16 protein-coding genes and 1 riboswitch are annotated in these 16,836 nt (G+C 66.2%); of the genes, 10 read left to right on the forward strand and 6 right to left on the reverse strand.

Annotated elements, in window-relative coordinates:
* Window positions 1-44: 44 nt before the first annotated feature.
* The 5 genes from F0L46_RS15660 to thiC all read left to right on the forward strand — a co-directional run bounded on the left by F0L46_RS15660 (window position 45) and on the right by thiC (window position 5,181).
* The gene (locus F0L46_RS15660) at window positions 45-533 is read left to right on the forward strand and encodes a TRAP transporter small permease (protein ID WP_149819191.1); all 489 of its coding nucleotides are present in this window, start codon (window positions 45-47) and stop codon (window positions 531-533) included.
* Window positions 530-1,849, forward strand: coding sequence for a TRAP transporter large permease (locus tag F0L46_RS15665; protein ID WP_149819193.1), 1,320 nt, complete (start codon window positions 530-532; stop codon window positions 1,847-1,849). The genes F0L46_RS15660 and F0L46_RS15665 overlap by 4 nt, the downstream gene beginning before the upstream one ends.
* A gap of 83 nt (window positions 1,850-1,932) precedes the next feature.
* The gene (locus tag F0L46_RS15670) at window positions 1,933-2,664 is read left to right on the forward strand and encodes a pyrimidine 5'-nucleotidase (protein ID WP_149819195.1); all 732 of its coding nucleotides are present in this window, start codon (window positions 1,933-1,935) and stop codon (window positions 2,662-2,664) included.
* A gap of 163 nt (window positions 2,665-2,827) precedes the next feature.
* On the forward strand, window positions 2,828-3,109 hold the full coding sequence (locus tag F0L46_RS15675) for a hypothetical protein (RefSeq protein ID WP_149819197.1): 282 nt from the start codon (window positions 2,828-2,830) through the stop codon (window positions 3,107-3,109).
* 86 nt (window positions 3,110-3,195) lie between these two features.
* Window positions 3,196-3,303: riboswitch (TPP riboswitch) on the forward strand.
* 48 nt (window positions 3,304-3,351) lie between these two features.
* A complete protein-coding gene (gene thiC / locus F0L46_RS15680; RefSeq protein WP_149819199.1) occupies window positions 3,352-5,181 on the forward strand; it encodes a phosphomethylpyrimidine synthase ThiC in 1,830 nt (609 codons plus the stop codon).
* 113 nt (window positions 5,182-5,294) lie between these two features.
* On the opposite strand, the gene F0L46_RS15685 is transcribed toward thiC, so the two are convergent.
* From F0L46_RS15685 to F0L46_RS15695, 3 genes are all read right to left on the reverse strand, one after another.
* Window positions 5,295-7,424, reverse strand: a complete 2,130-nt coding sequence (locus tag F0L46_RS15685) for a P-loop NTPase (protein ID WP_188311986.1) — start codon at window positions 7,422-7,424, stop codon at window positions 5,295-5,297.
* Between the two features lie 508 nt (window positions 7,425-7,932).
* On the reverse strand, window positions 7,933-8,199 hold the full coding sequence (locus F0L46_RS15690) for a hypothetical protein (RefSeq protein ID WP_149819203.1): 267 nt from the start codon (window positions 8,197-8,199) through the stop codon (window positions 7,933-7,935).
* 194 nt (window positions 8,200-8,393) lie between these two features.
* A complete protein-coding gene (locus tag F0L46_RS15695) occupies window positions 8,394-9,272 on the reverse strand; it encodes a branched-chain amino acid aminotransferase (RefSeq protein ID WP_149819205.1) in 879 nt (292 codons plus the stop codon).
* Window positions 9,273-9,443: 171 nt separating this feature from the next.
* Here F0L46_RS15695 and F0L46_RS15700 point away from each other — a divergent pair, with 171 nt between their 5' ends.
* From F0L46_RS15700 to F0L46_RS15710, 3 genes are read left to right on the forward strand one after another with little or no spacing between them, the layout of a single operon-like run.
* Window positions 9,444-9,965: a MarR family winged helix-turn-helix transcriptional regulator gene (locus F0L46_RS15700; protein WP_149819207.1), complete on the forward strand. Its 522-nt coding sequence runs from the start codon at window positions 9,444-9,446 to the stop codon at window positions 9,963-9,965.
* On the forward strand, window positions 9,962-10,681 hold the full coding sequence (locus F0L46_RS15705) for a response regulator (RefSeq protein WP_149819209.1): 720 nt from the start codon (window positions 9,962-9,964) through the stop codon (window positions 10,679-10,681). The genes F0L46_RS15700 and F0L46_RS15705 overlap by 4 nt, the downstream gene beginning before the upstream one ends.
* On the forward strand, window positions 10,678-12,042 hold the full coding sequence (locus F0L46_RS15710) for an ATP-binding protein (protein ID WP_149819211.1): 1,365 nt from the start codon (window positions 10,678-10,680) through the stop codon (window positions 12,040-12,042). The genes F0L46_RS15705 and F0L46_RS15710 overlap by 4 nt, the downstream gene beginning before the upstream one ends.
* A 282-nt stretch (window positions 12,043-12,324) precedes the next feature.
* Here the strand turns inward: F0L46_RS15710 and F0L46_RS15715 are convergent, their stop codons facing one another.
* Entirely contained in the window at window positions 12,325-12,672 is a 348-nt protein-coding gene (locus F0L46_RS15715) for a tRNA-binding protein (protein ID WP_149819213.1), read from the reverse strand.
* 573 nt (window positions 12,673-13,245) lie between these two features.
* Here F0L46_RS15715 and F0L46_RS15720 point away from each other — a divergent pair.
* A complete protein-coding gene (locus F0L46_RS15720; RefSeq protein WP_149819214.1) occupies window positions 13,246-14,373 on the forward strand; it encodes a branched-chain amino acid ABC transporter substrate-binding protein in 1,128 nt (375 codons plus the stop codon).
* Window positions 14,374-14,425: 52 nt separating this feature from the next.
* On the opposite strand, the gene F0L46_RS15725 is transcribed toward F0L46_RS15720, so the two are convergent.
* Together F0L46_RS15725 and F0L46_RS15730 are read right to left on the reverse strand one after the other, a co-directional pair.
* The gene (locus F0L46_RS15725) at window positions 14,426-14,896 is read right to left on the reverse strand and encodes a DUF1203 domain-containing protein (RefSeq protein WP_188311987.1); all 471 of its coding nucleotides are present in this window, start codon (window positions 14,894-14,896) and stop codon (window positions 14,426-14,428) included.
* A 75-nt stretch (window positions 14,897-14,971) separates the two neighbouring features.
* Window positions 14,972-15,700: a cytochrome c biogenesis CcdA family protein gene (locus tag F0L46_RS15730; RefSeq protein ID WP_149819219.1), complete on the reverse strand. Its 729-nt coding sequence runs from the start codon at window positions 15,698-15,700 to the stop codon at window positions 14,972-14,974.
* Between the two features lie 96 nt (window positions 15,701-15,796).
* Here F0L46_RS15730 and F0L46_RS15735 point away from each other — a divergent pair, with 96 nt between their 5' ends.
* Window positions 15,797-16,795 (forward strand): P1 family peptidase, encoded by a 999-nt coding sequence (locus F0L46_RS15735; RefSeq protein ID WP_149819221.1) that lies wholly within the window; start codon window positions 15,797-15,799, stop codon window positions 16,793-16,795.
* The last annotated feature ends 41 nt before the right edge of the window (window positions 16,796-16,836 follow it).

Consider the following 16,836-nt stretch of genomic DNA (forward strand, 5'->3'; position numbering starts at 1 on the left):
CGCCCCCGCCCCTTCCACGCCGATCCTCCCTCCGGACAGACCCGATGGATTCCACACCCCGAGAGGGTCCGCTCGCGCGGCTCTCAGGCGCCCTCGCCCTGGCGGGCGGCGGGCTGGTCGTCGCCCTCGCCATCGTCGTGACGGGCAGCGTCCTCAAGCGCTGGGCCACCAACGAGGGCCTCAACGGCGACTTCGAGCTCGTCCAAACGGGGCTGGCGCTCGCGGTCTTCGCCTTCCTGCCGTACTGCCAAGCCCGGCGCGGCAACATCATGGTCGACACCTTCACGGGGCGCCTGCCGCTGCCGGTGCAACGGGCGATCGACGGCGTGTGGGATGTCGTCTTCGCCGGGGTCGCCGGGCTCGTCGCTTGGCGGCTGGCGCTCGGAGCGATGGACGCGTTCTCGAGCAACACCACGTCCATGGTGCTGGCGCTTCCCATCGGCTATGCCATCGCGGCCTGCGCCGCGATGGCGGGCCTTCTCACCGTCATCTGCATCGCCACCGCATTCGACCGCTTCCGGAGCCCGCGATGAGCGGAATGACCATCGCGCTCATCGGCTTTGCCGGCATGCTGGGGCTGATCGCGCTTCGCATGCCCGTGGGCCTCGCTCTCTTCGTCACGGGGAGCCTCGGCTACATCCACTACACGGGCCTATCCGTCTTCATGAGCTACCTGAAGACGACGCCCTACTTCCTGTTCTCGAACTACACCCTTTCGGTCATCCCGCTCTTCATCCTCATGGGAGCCTTCGCCGAGCGCTCGGGCCTGTCGCAGGACCTGTTCCGCGCGGCCAACGCCCTCGTCGGCCACCGGCGCGGGGGCATGGCCATGGGGGTGATCGGCGCGTCGAGCGCCTTCGGGGCGATCTGCGGATCGTCGGTCGCCACCACCGCCACCTTCGGGCGCGCGGCCCTGCCCGAGCTGCTGCGCTACCGCTACGCCCCGAGCCTCGCCACCGGCACCATCGCGGTGGGCGGCACGCTGGGCATCCTGATCCCGCCCTCCGTGATCCTCGTGGTCTACGCGATCTCGACCGAGCAGAACATCGTCAAGCTGTTCCAGGCGGCGCTGCTCCCGGGGCTTCTCGCGACCCTGTTCTACATCCTCACCATCGCCATCGTGGTGCGCCGCAATCCCGACCTCGCCCCGCCCCACGAGCGCGTCACCTCCGCCGAGCGGCGGCGGGCGCTGATCGCGGTGTGGCCCGTGATGGTGGTGGCCGTGCTCGTGGTGGGCGGCATCTATGGCGGCGTGTTCACGCCGACAGAGGGCGCGGCCGTGGGCTCGGCGGCGATGCTCGCGATCAGCCTCCTGCGCCGCTCGCTCTCCTTCGCGGACTTCAAGACGAGCCTGCTCCAGACCGCCGAGACCACGGCGCTCATCTTCCTCATCCTGCTCGGGGCCGAGGTGTTCAACGCCTTCCTGGCCTTCACCCAGCTCCCCACCGACGCCGCGACCGCCATCGCGGGCCTCGGCTATCCGCCCTACGCGGTGCTCGCCATCCTGCTTGCCGCTTACATCGTGCTCGGCGCGGTGATGGACGAGCTCGCGATGATCCTGCTCACCCTGCCGGTGTTCTTCCCCATCGTCTCAGCGCTTGATTTCGGGCTCCTGCCCGACGAGACAGCGATCTGGTTCGGGATCCTGGTGCTCATCGTGGTGGGGATCGGCCTCACGGCGCCGCCCATCGGCCTCAACGTGTTCGTGATCAGCGCCATCGCCCGCACGGTGCCGATCACGCAAACCTACCGGGGCGTCCTGCCCTTCCTCGCGGCCGACATCGTCCGTCTCCTGCTGTGCGTCGCCTTCCCGGGCCTGTCGCTCCTCTTGGTGCGGCTGTTGAGCTGAAGCCCCTACGGCAGAAGCACCGCCCCTTCCCAACCGCCCCGCTCGCCCCCATCTCCCTGAGCCGCCTCCAAGCGACGAGCGTGATGACTGCCCCTGCCCTGCCCCCGCCTCACGTCTCCGCCCCGAATGCCCGCGGCTTCGATCATGTGGACACCTGGGTCTTCGATCTCGACAACACGCTCTACCCGCACGACGCGCGGGTCTGGCCGCAGGTGGACGAGCGCATCACCCTCTACATCGCCAACCTCTTCGGGCTCGACGGGCTCTCGGCCCGAGCGCTGCAGAAGTTCTTCTACCACAAGCACGGCACGACGCTTCGCGCCCTGATGGAGGACTACGAGGTCGATCCCTACGACTTCCTCGACTTCGCCCACGACATCGACCACTCGGCGATCGAGCTCAACGAGGCCCTGGGGGCGGCGATCGGGCGCCTGCCCGGCCGCAAGCTCATCCTCACCAACGGCTCGCGCCGGCACGCCGAGAACGTGGCCCGCAAGCTCGGCGTGCTCGAGCACTTCGAGGACGTGTTCGACATCGCGGCGTCCGATTTCGTGCCCAAGCCCGAACGGCGCGCCTACGAGATCTTCCTCGACCGCCACCACGTCGATCCGGCGCGCTCCGCCATGTTCGAGGACATCGCCAAGAACCTCGTCGTGCCCCACGATCTCGGCATGACCACCGTTCTCGTGGTGCCCAAGACGCTCGATCCGTTCCGCGAGAGCTTCGAGCAGGAGGCGGTGCACGCGCCGCACATTGATCACATCACGAACGATCTGGCGGATTTCCTGGTCTCGCGCCGTGACGTTCCAGCGTAACGGACAAGCCTCCTCAGGCTTGAGCGTGCGAACACCCTGAACATTCGTTCAGTATTTCATCCCTGTCATCATTCGTGATTGCCTTCGCGCCCGGCAGCTCAGGAACCCCATCCGGGCCGCGACGTTGCCTCTCCAAACGACGACACGTTTGAGAGGTGTTATCATGTCGAAGTTCATTCTCGTCTCGACGGCCGCGGCCATGACGCTCGGTGGCGCCCTTCTGGGCTCGGCCGCTCCCGCGCAGGCCCAGGTCGGCGTCGAGTTCGGCCCGGGCGGCGTCCGCCTCGGCATCCAGGACGACCGTCCCTATCGCCCCGTCATCGAGCGCCGCGAGCGCCGCGTGATCGTGGACGAGAACGACGAGGAGGAGTGCCGGATCGTGGTGCGTCGCCGCACCAACCAGTTCGGCGAGGTGGTCACCCGCCGCACCCGCGTCTGCGATTAAGCCGCACCCTTCAGAAGCGCCTGCGAGAGCCCCGCCCCCCGGCGGGGCTTTTCGTTTGACAGGCCGCCGGCCCGGGCCCAAGGTCGACCCGTTCCGAGGGGGGTCCCAAGAGGGGCTGAGATTCGGCTGATCCGCCGTGACCCTTGAACCTGATCCGGGTCACGCCGGCGGAGGGACTGGAACCGCGCATCGCGCCCCCGCATGTCTGAACACCCGGATCTCTCGACACTTGGGAGAGATCCATGAACGCCCACGCAAAGCCCCAGCCCCAGACCGTCACCACGGGCCCGATCCGCGGCTCGCGCAAGGTCTATGCCGCGCCCGAGGGCCGGCCCGACATCCAGATTCCCTTCCGCGAGATCACGCTCACCGACCCGAACGAGGCGCCGGTGCGGGTCTACGACACGTCGGGGCCCTACACGGACGAGAGCGCCGCGATCGACCTCGCCCGGGGCCTGCCCGCGGTCCGCGAGGCCTGGGTGGCGGCGCGGGGGCACGAGACGATTCCCGGCCGGGCCGTGCGCCCGGAGGACAACGGCAACGTCTCGGCCGACGCCCTCGTCGCCCCCTGCCCGGCCGAGCGCACGCTGCGCCGCGGCCGCGAGGGGCAGTTCGTCACTCAGATGGAGTTCGCCCGCGCCGGCATCGTCACGGACGAGATGATCTACGTGGCGCACCGCGAGAATCTCGGCCGCGCCGCCATGCTGGCGGAGGCGCAAGCCCGCATCGCCGACGGCGAGAGCTTCGGGGCCGACATCCCGCCCTTCATCACGCCCGAGTTCGTGCGCGACGAGGTGGCGCGCGGGCGCGCCATCATCCCGGCCAACATCAACCACGTCGAGCTCGAGCCGATGGCGATCGGCCGGAACTTCCTCGTGAAGATCAACGCCAATATCGGCAACTCGGCCGTCACTTCCGGCGCGGCGGAGGAGGTCGAGAAGCTCGTCTGGGCGACGCGGTGGGGCGCCGACACGGTGATGGACCTCTCCACCGGCCGCAACATCCACAACATCCGCTCCTGGATCCTGCGCAACTCCCCCGTCCCCATCGGCACGGTGCCGATCTACCAGGCGCTGGAGAAGGTGGGCGGCGACCCCGTGAAGCTCGATTGGGAGGTCTTCCGCGACACGCTCATCGAGCAGGCCGAGCAGGGCGTCGACTATTTCACGATCCATGCGGGCGTGCGCCTGCCCTACATCCCGCTCACCGCGCGCCGCGTCACCGGCATCGTCTCGCGCGGCGGCTCGATCATGGCGCGCTGGTGCCTGGCGCACCACAAGGAGAGCTTCCTCTACGAGCGCTTCGACGAGATCTGCGACATCATGCGGGCGTACGACGTCTCGTTCTCGCTCGGCGACGGGCTTCGCCCCGGCTCGCTCGCGGACGCCAACGACGCGGCGCAGTTCGCCGAGCTGGAGACCCTAGGGGAGCTCACGAAGATCGCCTGGGCCAAGGGCTGCCAGGTGATGATCGAGGGCCCCGGCCACGTGCCGATGCACAAGATCAAGGTCAACATGGAGAAGCAGCTGCGCGAATGCGGCGAGGCCCCCTTCTACACGTTGGGCCCGCTCACCACCGACATCGCCCCGGGCTACGACCACATCACCTCGGCCATCGGCGCGGCGCAGATCGGCTGGTACGGCACCGCCATGCTCTGCTACGTGACTCCGAAGGAGCATCTGGGCCTTCCGAACCGCGACGACGTGAAGACCGGCGTCATCACCTACAAGATCGCGGCGCATGCCGCCGACCTCGCCAAGGGCCACCCGGCCGCGCAGCTGCGCGACGACGCCCTGTCGCGCGCCCGCTTCGACTTCCGCTGGGAGGACCAGTTCAACCTGTCGCTGGACCCCGACACGGCCCGCGCCTACCACGACGAGACCCTGCCGAAGGACGCCCACAAGGTGGCCCACTTCTGCTCCATGTGCGGTCCGAAGTTCTGCTCGATGAAGATCACGCAGGATCTGCGGGCCGAGGTGCAGGCGATGGGAGACGAGGAGCGCGCGGCGCTGGAGGGGATGGCGCGGAAGAGCGAGGAGTTTTTGGAGGGGGGTGGGAAGTTGTATATTTAAGGGATAACGATTGCTACTACTCGCCCAATGATACATTAATGCGAGTAGTAGCAATTTGATAATCACGAAGAGGCAACCGTTTTCAGAAACGCAAGAAAATTCCCTCGACAAACTCATATACGTTGAGTCAGATCTTTCGCGAGTATTAGGATTGTGCTGTCATAGCCGAATAGTGACTGCGCATTGTCTAGATGCTTGCGCATCTTCTCTGTTATGGCGCGCGGCAACTTGCCCCCGCCCTTAAGATATGAGCTAGTTCCAGAGAAGATCGCCATGTACGGGTGTATGGCGATCCTACTCATTTTGCCCTCGCGAGTTATGGCCTCATCAAGTGCCTCGAAGGCCTCCTTGTATGCGCTGCTCGCCCGCCCCGGATTCTGAGACATATCCTCAAGCAAAATCTTACCTAAAGTGGTAAGTGGATGAGGATGTCTTTCTATTCTAACAGCGTGCTTTGCATGGGAGAGGGCCTGACTCAGGGCATTACTCGCGTTCTTCGGATCAGCCTTTTTGGATTGATCTAGTTTCATCAAAGCGAACTGCTCCCAGTATCGAGAGTTCCACTCCCAGTGCCGTTTCATTCTGAGATAGAAGGTTTCCGCCTGCTCCGGAATCATCTCTGTAACAACGTCGTCGAAATCAAATAGGCGACCGGCTACGCGAGCTTCTGGCGTTTGCTTCACTACAGCGCTTCGGTTGACATACGGTGCGATGTGAGCTCCTACTGCGCAATATATTTCCAATACAAGTCCCTGATCGGAGATCACTGCCTCGCGCAGAACGCGCTGCCCGAGAAGCGGGTTCATTGGCACGACATACTTACGCTCCACAGAGTCAGAGTAGGTAAGCGGCAGCACGTCCCGGGCTACGAACTGGCGCGACATCTCATCGCCACCGAACGCCGCAGCAAGTATATTATAAGAAATACCAGAACGATAACAATATGCTGCTAGCGATGCAGCAAGATATCTTTCCTTTCTTTTGATATCAGCATCGCGGAACACTGATCTAACGATCTCTTCAGCCGGTCTGAAATCATTCATGATACGACAAACCGCAAGCGCAATCGGATCACTAGCTATGTCGTGTGCTAAGTTTGGCAGCTTGGAGGGAGCAAAGCTTGTTAGCCCGTAACGGTCCATCTTTATGATAAGATCTGCTGCTTCAGCGGCGTTGAAGGCAGCTGGCGAGAATCGTCGAAACCCCGTACCCGCCATAATCTGAGCAACGTGGTTCATTCTGTACGAGCGTTCACATCCGATGATCATGAAGTCTGGCCGGTGGATCGCACGGTACAGTGTCATGATCGAGCTTAGGTGGTCAGCAAAATTATCCACAAATATCACGAATGGGCTCTTGAATCGATTAAACAGAGATGACGCGAGACTGATGTCTAGCATTGCCGTAGCTGTATAGCTGAATACAGCAATCCCCTCAGCAGCAAGATCATAGAGAGTACGCTCAGCCTGTGTGGTTTTACCAGCACCAGCGGAGTCTTCAAGCACTACTATATTATCTGTCCACTGTTCGTTCTTGAATTTGCCTCTTACAAACCCTTTCAGTTTAGACGTTGCTTCGCGTGAGATGTCACGGTTGAGAGATATATCCGTCCAGGAGGGCGGACGACCGACGTAGAAACCGAGATCGGCATTCTCAGGTACCTGCACTGGGACGACGAACGCAAAATCCCGTGAGAAGAGAGCTAACTCGCGCCGCTTTGGCATCGGCGAGAACATCTCTTCCTTCAGATGTGTAACTGCGCCGACAGGAAGAGGCCGAACAGGCACAAGGGCGGCAGCCTCATTTAAAAATTCCTCGAATGTACCATGGTAAAGTGTGAGCCCATGCCGTTCGCAATCGCGAAGCGTCCCAGCATCTGGGAACGGCTCTACAAGAAACGACGGACCTCGATCGCGCCGGACAGTACCGGACTGACGGCCAGCCAGAAAGTATTCAAGATCGGGCTCCTCCAAAGTTGTACCAGCAATAATGAAAGGCTCGGTTGCAAGCGTGTGCGCCAGTACAGTGATCCAAGGGCTACTCGGACCCATTGTAGAAGCGTACTCTGGCAAGGAAAATACGTACCCATCTTCGGGCTTCCGAGACCAACCATGCACGTGGATGAGATGAACTCTCGCCGGATCGGACGGCTCAATGTACTCGGAAAGGTGGGTGAGCGGGTCATGTAATTGGTGAACCTTGAACGCCTTGTACGCATTTTCGAGACAATCGTCGATGTTCAACGTATAGATACGACGCCAAACAAAGCCGGGAATTAATTTGGAGGCGGACCCTGGGATACAATTAGAAAATCTTTCCGTGATATAAGTGTCTTTCTCAGCTTGGGTTAGTTGATTGTAAGCTCGCGCTAATGAGGAGTTGATGCCAAGATTTTTTATTCGGACTAACTCTCGACGCAATGTGTCCCCGAGTGGAAGGTCCTCGTCATTGCGATCCTTACCACCATAACTGGCCCCAGCTCCCAGTAGGAGGGAGTACCTTCCCGCCAAAAGTGTATCCCTGAACGCCGTGATCGTCGCTTCGTCAGTCAATTTCGGCATAGTGAATCCCATTGTCGAGGCGACACGCGCGAGTTGAGTTTCCAATCACACCGGGTTTGGGTCAAGAGCACCCTTTGGGGTTGTTATTCTCGGTGTTGGAAGTGCCCCACCACCTCCCCCCGCACCCCATTTAAAATGAAATGCTCATGCTCCGGCCCCACGAACACGTCGGGCATGACATGATACGGCGTCACGCCCGTCCGCAGCGCCACGTCGTACTTGCCATGCAGCAGGGGCGGGTCGGGGCCCGTGTGACCCATGAGTTCGGTATAGCCGCTGGCCGCGTCGTCATGGTGGAGTCGGGGGTGGGTTCGTAGCCGAGGTGCCGGAAGGCGGCGAGGCCGTCGACGGCGTGGTCGGGGAGCCAGGCCAGCGCCGCGATCACGGCGTTCTCGCCGATGCTCAGTTCGGGGAAGCGGGGGAGCGCCAGCACCGCGTTGAGGACCGGACGGCTCACCCAAGACATCCTCTCTTAAAGGGCATCGTAGGGCCCTCGGGCTCGATGAGGCGCCGGAAGGCGAAGGTCTTGCCGTCGCCGAGCTACACAGAATGGGGGCAGCGGCATCCGCTGTGTGAACGCTGTCGCCGTCCAGCCGTCACCCCTCACCCCAACCCTCCCCCGCAAGGGGGAAGGGAGCGCGTCGAGGTTCGTCACGCATGCGGCGTGACCTCCCCCGCATAATCCTCCATCAACACCTTCGTCATGTTCCCCGGCTGGAACCGCCACGGCCCGATCTCGCTCACCGGGGTCACCTCCGCCGCCGTGCCCGTGATGAAGCACTCGTTGAAGCTCTCCAGCTCGTCCGGCATGATCCGGCGCTCCTGGATATCGAAGCCGCGGCGCTTGGCGAGGTCTATGACGGTGCGGCGGGTGAGGCCGTCGAGGAAGCAGTCGGCCAGCGGCGTGTGGATGGCGCCGTCCTTGATGAAGAACACGTTGGCGCCGGTGCACTCGGCGACGCGGCCCTGCCAGTCGAGCATCAGGGCGTCGGCATAACCTTTACGCTCCGCCTTGTGCTTGGAGATCGTGCAGATCATGTAGAGGCCCGCCGCCTTGGAGTGGCAGGGCGCCGTCTGCGGGTCGGGGCGGCGGTACTCGGCCATGTCGAGGCGGATGCCCTTCATCTTGGTGGCCGGGTCGAAATAGCTCGGCCATTCCCAGACCGCGACCGCCACGTGGATCGTGTTGTGCTGCGCCGCGACCCCCATCATCTCCGAGCCGCGCCAGGCCACGGGGCGGACATAGGCGTCGGTGAGCCCGCTCTTCTCCAGCGTCAGGCGCTTGGCGGCGTCGATCTCGGCCACCGAATAGGGGATCTCGAAGTCGAGGAGCTCGGCGCTCTTGCGGAAGCGCTCGGAGTGCTCCGTGCACTTGAAGATCTGGCCGCCATAGGCGCGCTCGCCCTCGAACACGCAGGAGCCGTAATGGAGCCCGTGCGAGAGCACGTGGAGCTTGGCATCCTTCCACGGCACGAGTTGACCGTCGTACCAGATCCAGCCGTCGCGCTGATCGAAGGGGATGACCGACATGGGGGAGCTCCTCGCGTTGTTCGTTATGGTCGGCAAGCCCGTCCGGCCCGACAGGGCATTGCCGTTCGCAGGCGAGATACGTTCTAATCTGTCGCGCCGCGGGGTTGACGAGTAACGATCGGACTGAGATATGTCAACAAGGCTGACTTAAAACACGAGGGAGTTGCCCCGTTGAGCGAACCGGCGCGGCTGCAGCGCGTCCCCGGCGATCCCACGCCCGGAGACCCGCCGGCCTACGACCTCATCGAGCTGTTCTTCTTCGCCTATCGCGACTTCGTGGGCGACCCCGACCGCATCCTCGCCGATTACGGCTTCGGGCGCGCGCATCACCGCGTGCTCCACTTCGTCGACCGGCAATCGGGGCTCACCATCGCGGAGCTCCTCGACATCCTCAAGATCACGAAGCAGAGCCTCAACCGGGTGCTGAAGGAGCTGATCGAGAAGGGCTTCGTCGAGGTGCGCACGGGCACGCAGGACCGGCGCCAGCGCCTCCTCTTCACCACGGCCCAGGGGCACGAGCTGGCGCTGCGGCTCGCCCGCCTCCAGACCCGGCGCATCGAGCGGGCGCTGGAGAACGGCGCGCCGGAGCTGCGCGAGGCCGCGGGCCGCTTCCTCCTCGCCATGATCGATCCGGCCGAGCGCGGCGAGGTCATGGAGATCCTGTCCGGGCGCACCAAGGAGGCCGCCCAATGAGCGAGGCGCCCCGCCCGGAGCTCCCCGACCACGCGCCCCACGTCCTCGTCGTCGACGACGACCGGCGCCTGCGCGAGCTCCTCGCGCGGTTCCTGGGCGAGAACGGCTACCGGGTCACCACGGCGGCGAGCGCCGCGGAGGCGCGGGCGAAGAGCGAGCACTTCGTGTTCGACGCCCTCGTCCTCGACGTGATGATGCCCGGCGAGAACGGCTTCGACTATGCCCGCCGCGTGCGCCAGGATTCGAGCGTGCCGATCCTCATGCTCACCGCGCGCGCGAACCCCGCCGACCGGGTCACGGGCCTGGAGATCGGCGCCGACGACTACCTGCCCAAACCCTTCGAGCCCCGGGAGCTGATCCTGCGGCTCGGCAACGTGCTGCGCCGCAACGCCCCCGCCGCCCGTGCCGAGGCGGCGCCCGTCGCCGACACGATCCGCTTCGGCCCCTTCAGCTTCCAGATCGACCGGGGGCTCCTCACCCGGGGCGAGGAGGTGATCCGCATCACCGAGCGCGAGCGCGAGATCCTCACCATCCTCGGCCATCGCGGCTCGGAGAACGTGGCGCGCGAGGAGCTCACGGGCGGGGGCGAGGCCAACGAGCGCACCGTCGACGTGCAGATCAACCGGCTGCGGCGCAAGATCGAGGTCGACCCGGCCAACCCCGTCTTCCTCCAGACCGTGCGCGGCGTCGGCTACCGGCTCGTCGTCGAGCGATGAAGCTCGCCCGCGTCCTCGTCGGCCGCCCGGGGCGGATCTACCAGCGCTTCGCCCGCTGGTTCTCGGGGCTGATGCCGAAGGGGCTCTATGCCCGCTCGCTCATCATCATCATCGCCCCGATGGTGCTGCTGCAATCGGTCATCGCCTACGCCTTCATGGAGCGCCACTGGCAGACCGTGACCCGGCGCCTGTCGTCCGCCGTCACCGCCGATATCGCGGCGCTCATCGACGTCTACGAATCCTATCCCCAGGAGGGAGGCACCGACACCCTGGAGCGGATCGCCGCCGAGCGCCTCGGCCTCGACGTAGAGATCCTGCGCGGCACCGACCTGCCGCCCCCCGCCCCGCGCCCCTTCTTCTCCATCCTCGACGAGGCGCTCTCGGAGGAGCTGCAGCGCCAGATCAGCCGGCCGTTCTGGACCGACACGGTGGGCCGCTCGAACCTCATCGAGGTACGCATCAAGCTCAACGGCGACGTGATGCGGGTGATCGCGCGGCGCAGCCAGGCCTATGCCTCGAACTCGCACATCTTCCTGGTCTGGATGGGCGGCTCGTCCATGGTGCTGCTCGGCGTCGCCATCCTGTTCCTGCGCAACCAGATCCGCCCCATCCTGCGTCTCGCCGACGCCGCCGAGAGCTTCGGCAAGGGACGCGACGTGGAGTTCCGCCCTCGCGGCGCCCGGGAGGTCCGCCAGGCGGGCCACGCCTTCCTCGAGATGCGGCGGCGCATCGAGCGCGCCATCGACCAGCGCACCACGATGCTCAACGGGGTGAGCCACGACCTGCGCACCATCATGACCCGCTTCAAGCTCTCGCTCGCCCTCGTGGAGCAGACGCCGGAGGTGGAGGACCTGAAGCGCGACGTGGACGAGATGAGCCGCATGCTGGAGGGCTATCTCGCCTTCGCGCGCGGCGACGCGGGGGAGGCCGCCGTCACCACGGACCTGCGCACCTTGCTGGAGGAGCTCCAGGGCGACGCCCAGCGCCAGGGGCACCACACCACCCTGGAGATGGTGGGCGACCCTATGATCACGGTGCGCCCCGACGCCTTCCGCCGGCTCCTGTTCAACCTCGTCGCCAACGCCGCGCGCCATGGCGACGAGATCGCCATCTCGGCCAACCACGAGACACGCTGGCTCGTGGTCACCGTGGACGACGACGGCCCCGGCATCCCGCCCGACCTGCGCGAGGAGGTGTTCAAGCCCTTCGTGCGCCTGGACGAGGCGCGCAACCAGGACGAGGGCGGCTCGGGCCTCGGCCTTGCCATCGCCCGCGACATCGCCCGCTCCCATGGCGGCGACATCTCCCTCTCGGACGCGCCCCTCGGCGGCCTGCGCGCCACGGTACGGCTGCCGGCCTGAGGCACGGGGTAAAAACCCGGGACGCGCGGCGCCGGGGGGTTCCCATCAAGGCCAAGCTTCGCCTAACGTCCCCTCACGACGCGATGATTCCGAACGGAACGGCGTCGGGTTAACCGGCCGTTAACCAATCTGGGGGACGATGCTCATGGGTTTCGCTCCCGCCTTGGGGATCGCTATGGAACTGTTCGTACTCACTTTTCTCGCCTGCTTCAGCACCGTGATCGGTCTCGGCCTCGCGCTCGACCGCTGGGAGACCGGCCGTCGCTACTCGCGCACGGCCCGTTAATAGAGGCGTCCGCCGACGGGAGCCTCCCGGCTCGGCTCGATCAGCACCACCTCGCCCTCGGCGTCGGGAACGCCGAGGGTCAACACCTCCGACATCATCGGCCCGATCTGCCGCGGCGGGAAGTTCACCACCGCGAGCACGAGGCGCCCCGGCAGCTCGTCGAGCGCATGGTTTCGCGTGATCTGCGCCGACGACCGCTTGATGCCGATCTCCTCCCCGAAATCGATCGTGAGCCGGTAGGCGGGCTTTCGCGCCTGCGGGAACGGCTCGGCCGCGACGATGCGTCCGACGCGGACATCCACCTTCAGGAAGTCGTCGATCGTGATGAGGGGGGCTGTGGGCATGGGCACCTCGGTACGGGAGGACCGGGAGCGTCGCATGGGCAACGGTAACGAGGCCAGAGGGCGCTGCTGGCTGCCCCGATAGCAGGCGCTTCCGGACGTGGCTCCCGCTTTGCGTGGGAGGACGTCGATGGGTCGGCGCCGGACCATGGCACTTAGAAGCGATGTCTGGCGCGTTCTATAGCGCGGCGAAGCTGTCGCCCCGCTGATCCCCTCTCCCCCCTTGCGGGGCACCTCCCCCGCAAGGGGGGAGAGGGCGCGCACGCCGGTCTCAAGCGAATTCGAGCGGTCTGCGCTGGGTATGCCCGTGATCCCTCTCCCCCCCCTTGCGGGGGAGAGATGGAGAGGGGGGTACGGCGCGACAGCGCCGCCTGCACCGTTTCCGTCAAGCGATCGATCGAGATGCGGCTCCCCGCTCCGCACGTCTCCATCCCCCGAAGGGAATCGCGAACCCACGTCTGGTTGCCCCAGGGGGAGTGACAAGGCTTCGAAAACAGGCAAGATTGCGCCCCGACGGCGGTCCACGCCGACCCGGGCCATGGAAAAGGGCCAGGATATATCCAGAGGAGTGACCTCATGAAGAAGACGCTGGTGACGGGCCTCGCGCTCGGTCTCGGCTTGGCGCTGACGGGCGCCGCGAATGCGCAGGTGAAGATCGGCGTCGCCGGTCCGATCACGGGGCCGAACGCGGCCTTCGGCGCGCAGCTGCGGATGGGCGCCGAGCAGGCCGCCGAGGACATCAACGCCAAGGGCGGCATCAAGGGCCAGAAGATCCAGATCACGATCGGCGACGACGTGTCGGACCCCAAGCAGGGCGTGTCGGTCGCGAACAAGTTTGCGGGCGAGGGCGTGAAGGGCGTCGTCGGCCACTTCAACTCCGGCGTGTCGATCCCGGCCTCGGACGTCTACAACGAGTCGGGCATCATCCAGATCACCCCGGCCTCCACCAACCCCCGCTTCACCGACCGCAACATGTGGAACACGTTCCGCACCTGCGGCCGTGACGATCAGCAGGGCGCGGTGGCCGGCACGTATCTCGCCGACAAGTTCAAGGGCAAGAAGGTCGCGGTCGTCCACGACAAGACCCCCTACGGCAAGGGTCTCGCCGACGAGACGCAGAAGACCATGAACGCCAAGGGCCTCAAGGAGGTCGTGTACGAGGGCGTGAACACGGGCGAGAAGGACTTCTCGGCCCTCGTGTCGAAGATGAAGCAGTCCAACGTGGACGTCGTCTATTTCGGCGGCCTGCACACCGAGGCCGGCCTCATCATCCGCCAGATGCGCGACCAGGGGCTGAACGCTCCGCTGATGTCGGGCGACGGCATCGTGTCGGCCGAGTTCGTGTCCATCGCCGGCCCCGGCGCCGACGGCACGCTCATGACCTTCGCGCCCGATCCGCGCAAGAACCCGGCGGCCCAGGAGGTCGTGAAGAAGTTCCGCGCCAAGGGCTTCGAGCCGGAGGCCTACACCCTCTACTCCTACGCCGCGCTCGAGATCATGGCGCAGGCGGCGGACGCGGTGGGCTCCTTCGACCCGAAGAAGATCGCCGAGTACATGAAGTCCGGCAAGACCTTCAACACGGCGATCGGCCCGATCTCCTACGACAAGAAGGGCGACATCACCCGCCCCGACTACGTCGTCTATGCCTGGAAGAAGGGCGCCGACGGCAAGATCGACTACTCGGGCAACGAGCTGACCCAGTAAGCGGCGCGCAGCGCCGAGCGAGGCCCGCCCCGGGAGACCGGGGCGGGTTTTTTCATGCCCGCACCACGCGCGCCGCGAAGCATCCCCGGCGGGCGAAATGGACGTGGACCTCGGCGACGTCCGGGCGGTCCATGTAGCGCTCGATCAGGGCCCTGGTGCCCTCCCCCTCCGCCACCTCGGCGTCGACGATGAGCGCCTCGCCGTCATACGCGCGCAAGCTCACCAGGCGCTCGGCGATCATCGGCGGCAGCTCGCCCTCGTGGCGCGCCGGCGCCAGCGAGCCCTGCGCCACGAAGATCGGGCCGCTCGCATGGTAGGGCGAGGCCGGGTGGGGCTGGTGGGTGAAGTTGAGGAGGATCAGGGTCTCGCCCTCGTCCGCCCAGCGCAGGCCCACGCGGCAGGGATAGGCGCCGCCCTTGTCGGCGACCACGCGGCGGGCGTTGCGGCGGGCAAGCGCCGCGTCGTCGAGGGCGAAGAGGTCCTGGAAGAGGTCGGGCGCGAGGCCCTCGATGCGGTAAGCCATGGCGGTCTCCATCTGCGAGACCGTCACCGTGGCGAAGGAGCGGGCCGGCGCCCACCCGATTCCTGCCGGGCGCGGCTAGCCGAGCCGGCCGAGCACCGGGAAGGTCTCGAGGAGCCAGAACGAGACCGTCGTGATCCATCCCGTCAGGAAGGCGATGCCCGTGAGCACCAGGAGCGCCCCCATGGCCTTCTCGATGTGCGAGAAGCGCGAGCGCATGCGCTGGAGCAGCGCCACGAAGGGCCGCATGGCGAAGGCCGCGAGGAGGAACGGGATGCCGAGCCCCGCCGAATAGACCGCCAGAAGGGCCGCCCCCTTCCACACGCTCGTCTCCGATCCCGCGACCGCGAGGATCGCGGCGAGGATCGGGCCGATGCAGGGCGTCCAGCCGAAGGCGAAGGCGAGGCCCATCACGTAGGCGCCCCAGACGTCGACGGAGCGGTTCACCTGCACCCGCGCCTCGCGGTAGAGCAGGCCGATGCGGAAGACCCCGAGGAAGTGCAGGCCCATGGCGATGATCATCACCCCCGCCAGGGTCCCGAGCACGTCGAGATATTGGCGCACCACCTGCCCCAGGGCGGAGGCCGTTGCGCCGAGAACCACGAAGACCGTGCTGAACCCGGCGACGAACAGGAGCGCCGTCAGCATGGCCCGTCGGCGCACGCCCCAATCGTCGCCGTCGCGCAGCTCGTCGAGGGTGACGCCCGCCAGAAAGGAGAGGTAGGGCGGCACGAGCGGCAGCACGCAAGGCGACAGGAAGCTGATAAGGCCTCCGAGCAGCGCGGCGAGGAACGACACTTCGATCATGGCCCAGCCTTGTAGCGGGCCGTTCCCCGGGGCGCCAGCGATGCGGGGCCGCATCTCCGCTTCGTGATAGGTCGGCACGATCGGCTATGATGGGGCATGATGCGCAACCTCATCACCGACGTGCCCGGCATCCTGGTCGGGCACGCCCACGATCCGGGGCTCGGCTCCGGCGTCACCGCCGTGATCCTCGATCCACCGGCGGTGGCTTCGGCGGCCGTGATCGGCGGCGCGCCCGGCACGCGCGAGACGGACCTGCTCGCGCCCGACGCCGCGGTGGAAGCCGTCGACGCGATCGCCCTGTCGGGCGGCTCGGCCTTCGGGCTCGACGCCGCGGCGGGGATCCAGGCCTGGGCGCGGGAGCGGGGGCGCGGCTTCGCGATCGGCCCCGTCCGGGTCCCCATCGTGCCGGCGGCGATCTGCTTCGATCTCCTCAACGGGGGCGACAAGAACTGGGGCCGGCATCCGCCCTACAGGGAGCTCGGCTTCGCGGCGGCCGAGGCGGCGGCCGTGGATTTCAGCCTCGGCAGCGTCGGGGCCGGCTATGGCGCCACCACGGTCGATCTCAAAGGAGGCGTCGGCTCCGCGAGCGCGGTCCTGCCCTCCGGACATCGGGTCGGGGCGCTCGCCGTGGTCAACGCGCTCGGGTCCGCCCTGGCGAACGAGGGGCCGCATTTCCTCGCCGCGCCCTACGAGGTGGAGGACGAGTTCGGCGGGCTCGGCCTGCCCCCGGATCTGCGGCTACGGGCCCCACGCTGGAAAGGCGGCGCGCAGCCGGCCACGACGCTCGCCGTCGTGGCGACGGATGCGGTTCTGACCAAGGCTCAGGCAAGGCGGCTGGCCTTCGCGGCCCAGGGCGGGCTCGCCCGCTCGCTCACCGTCGCCCATGCGCTCCTCGATGGGGACACCGTCTTCACGGTCGCCACGGGACGGCGTGGGCTGGACGGCGGAGCCTCCGACCTCGTCGCGATCGGCGCGGCGGCGGCGGCGTGCCTCGCCCGGGCGGTGGCGCGGGGCGTCTACGAGGCACGGTCCTGGCCCGGCTCGATCCCCTCGTGGAGCGAGCGCTTCGGCTCACCGGGACGGAACGGGGCATGAAAAAAGGCGGGCCCGGTGCCCGCCTTCTCGTTCGATGCCGT

Origin of the sequence: Salinarimonas soli, assembly GCF_008386575.1 — a bacterium.
GTDB classification, from domain to species: Bacteria; Pseudomonadota; Alphaproteobacteria; order Rhizobiales; family Beijerinckiaceae; genus Salinarimonas_A; species Salinarimonas_A soli.

Coding starts and splice junctions, on each gene's coding strand:
- F0L46_RS15660 (WP_149819191.1), top strand. CDS start 45: ATGGATTCCACACCCCGAGAGGGTCCGCTCGCGCGGCTCTCAGGCGCC.
- F0L46_RS15665 (WP_149819193.1), top strand. CDS start 530: ATGAGCGGAATGACCATCGCGCTCATCGGCTTTGCCGGCATGCTGGGG.
- F0L46_RS15670 (WP_149819195.1), top strand. CDS start 1,933: ATGACTGCCCCTGCCCTGCCCCCGCCTCACGTCTCCGCCCCGAATGCC.
- F0L46_RS15675 (WP_149819197.1), top strand. CDS start 2,828: ATGTCGAAGTTCATTCTCGTCTCGACGGCCGCGGCCATGACGCTCGGT.
- thiC (WP_149819199.1), top strand. CDS start 3,352: ATGAACGCCCACGCAAAGCCCCAGCCCCAGACCGTCACCACGGGCCCG.
- F0L46_RS15695 (WP_149819205.1), bottom strand. CDS start 9,272: ATGTCGGTCATCCCCTTCGATCAGCGCGACGGCTGGATCTGGTACGAC.
- F0L46_RS15705 (WP_149819209.1), top strand. CDS start 9,962: ATGAGCGAGGCGCCCCGCCCGGAGCTCCCCGACCACGCGCCCCACGTC.
- F0L46_RS15710 (WP_149819211.1), top strand. CDS start 10,678: ATGAAGCTCGCCCGCGTCCTCGTCGGCCGCCCGGGGCGGATCTACCAG.
- F0L46_RS15715 (WP_149819213.1), bottom strand. CDS start 12,672: ATGCCCACAGCCCCCCTCATCACGATCGACGACTTCCTGAAGGTGGAT.
- F0L46_RS15720 (WP_149819214.1), top strand. CDS start 13,246: ATGAAGAAGACGCTGGTGACGGGCCTCGCGCTCGGTCTCGGCTTGGCG.
- F0L46_RS15725 (WP_188311987.1), bottom strand. CDS start 14,896: ATGGCTTACCGCATCGAGGGCCTCGCGCCCGACCTCTTCCAGGACCTC.
- F0L46_RS15730 (WP_149819219.1), bottom strand. CDS start 15,700: ATGATCGAAGTGTCGTTCCTCGCCGCGCTGCTCGGAGGCCTTATCAGC.
- F0L46_RS15735 (WP_149819221.1), top strand. CDS start 15,797: ATGATGCGCAACCTCATCACCGACGTGCCCGGCATCCTGGTCGGGCAC.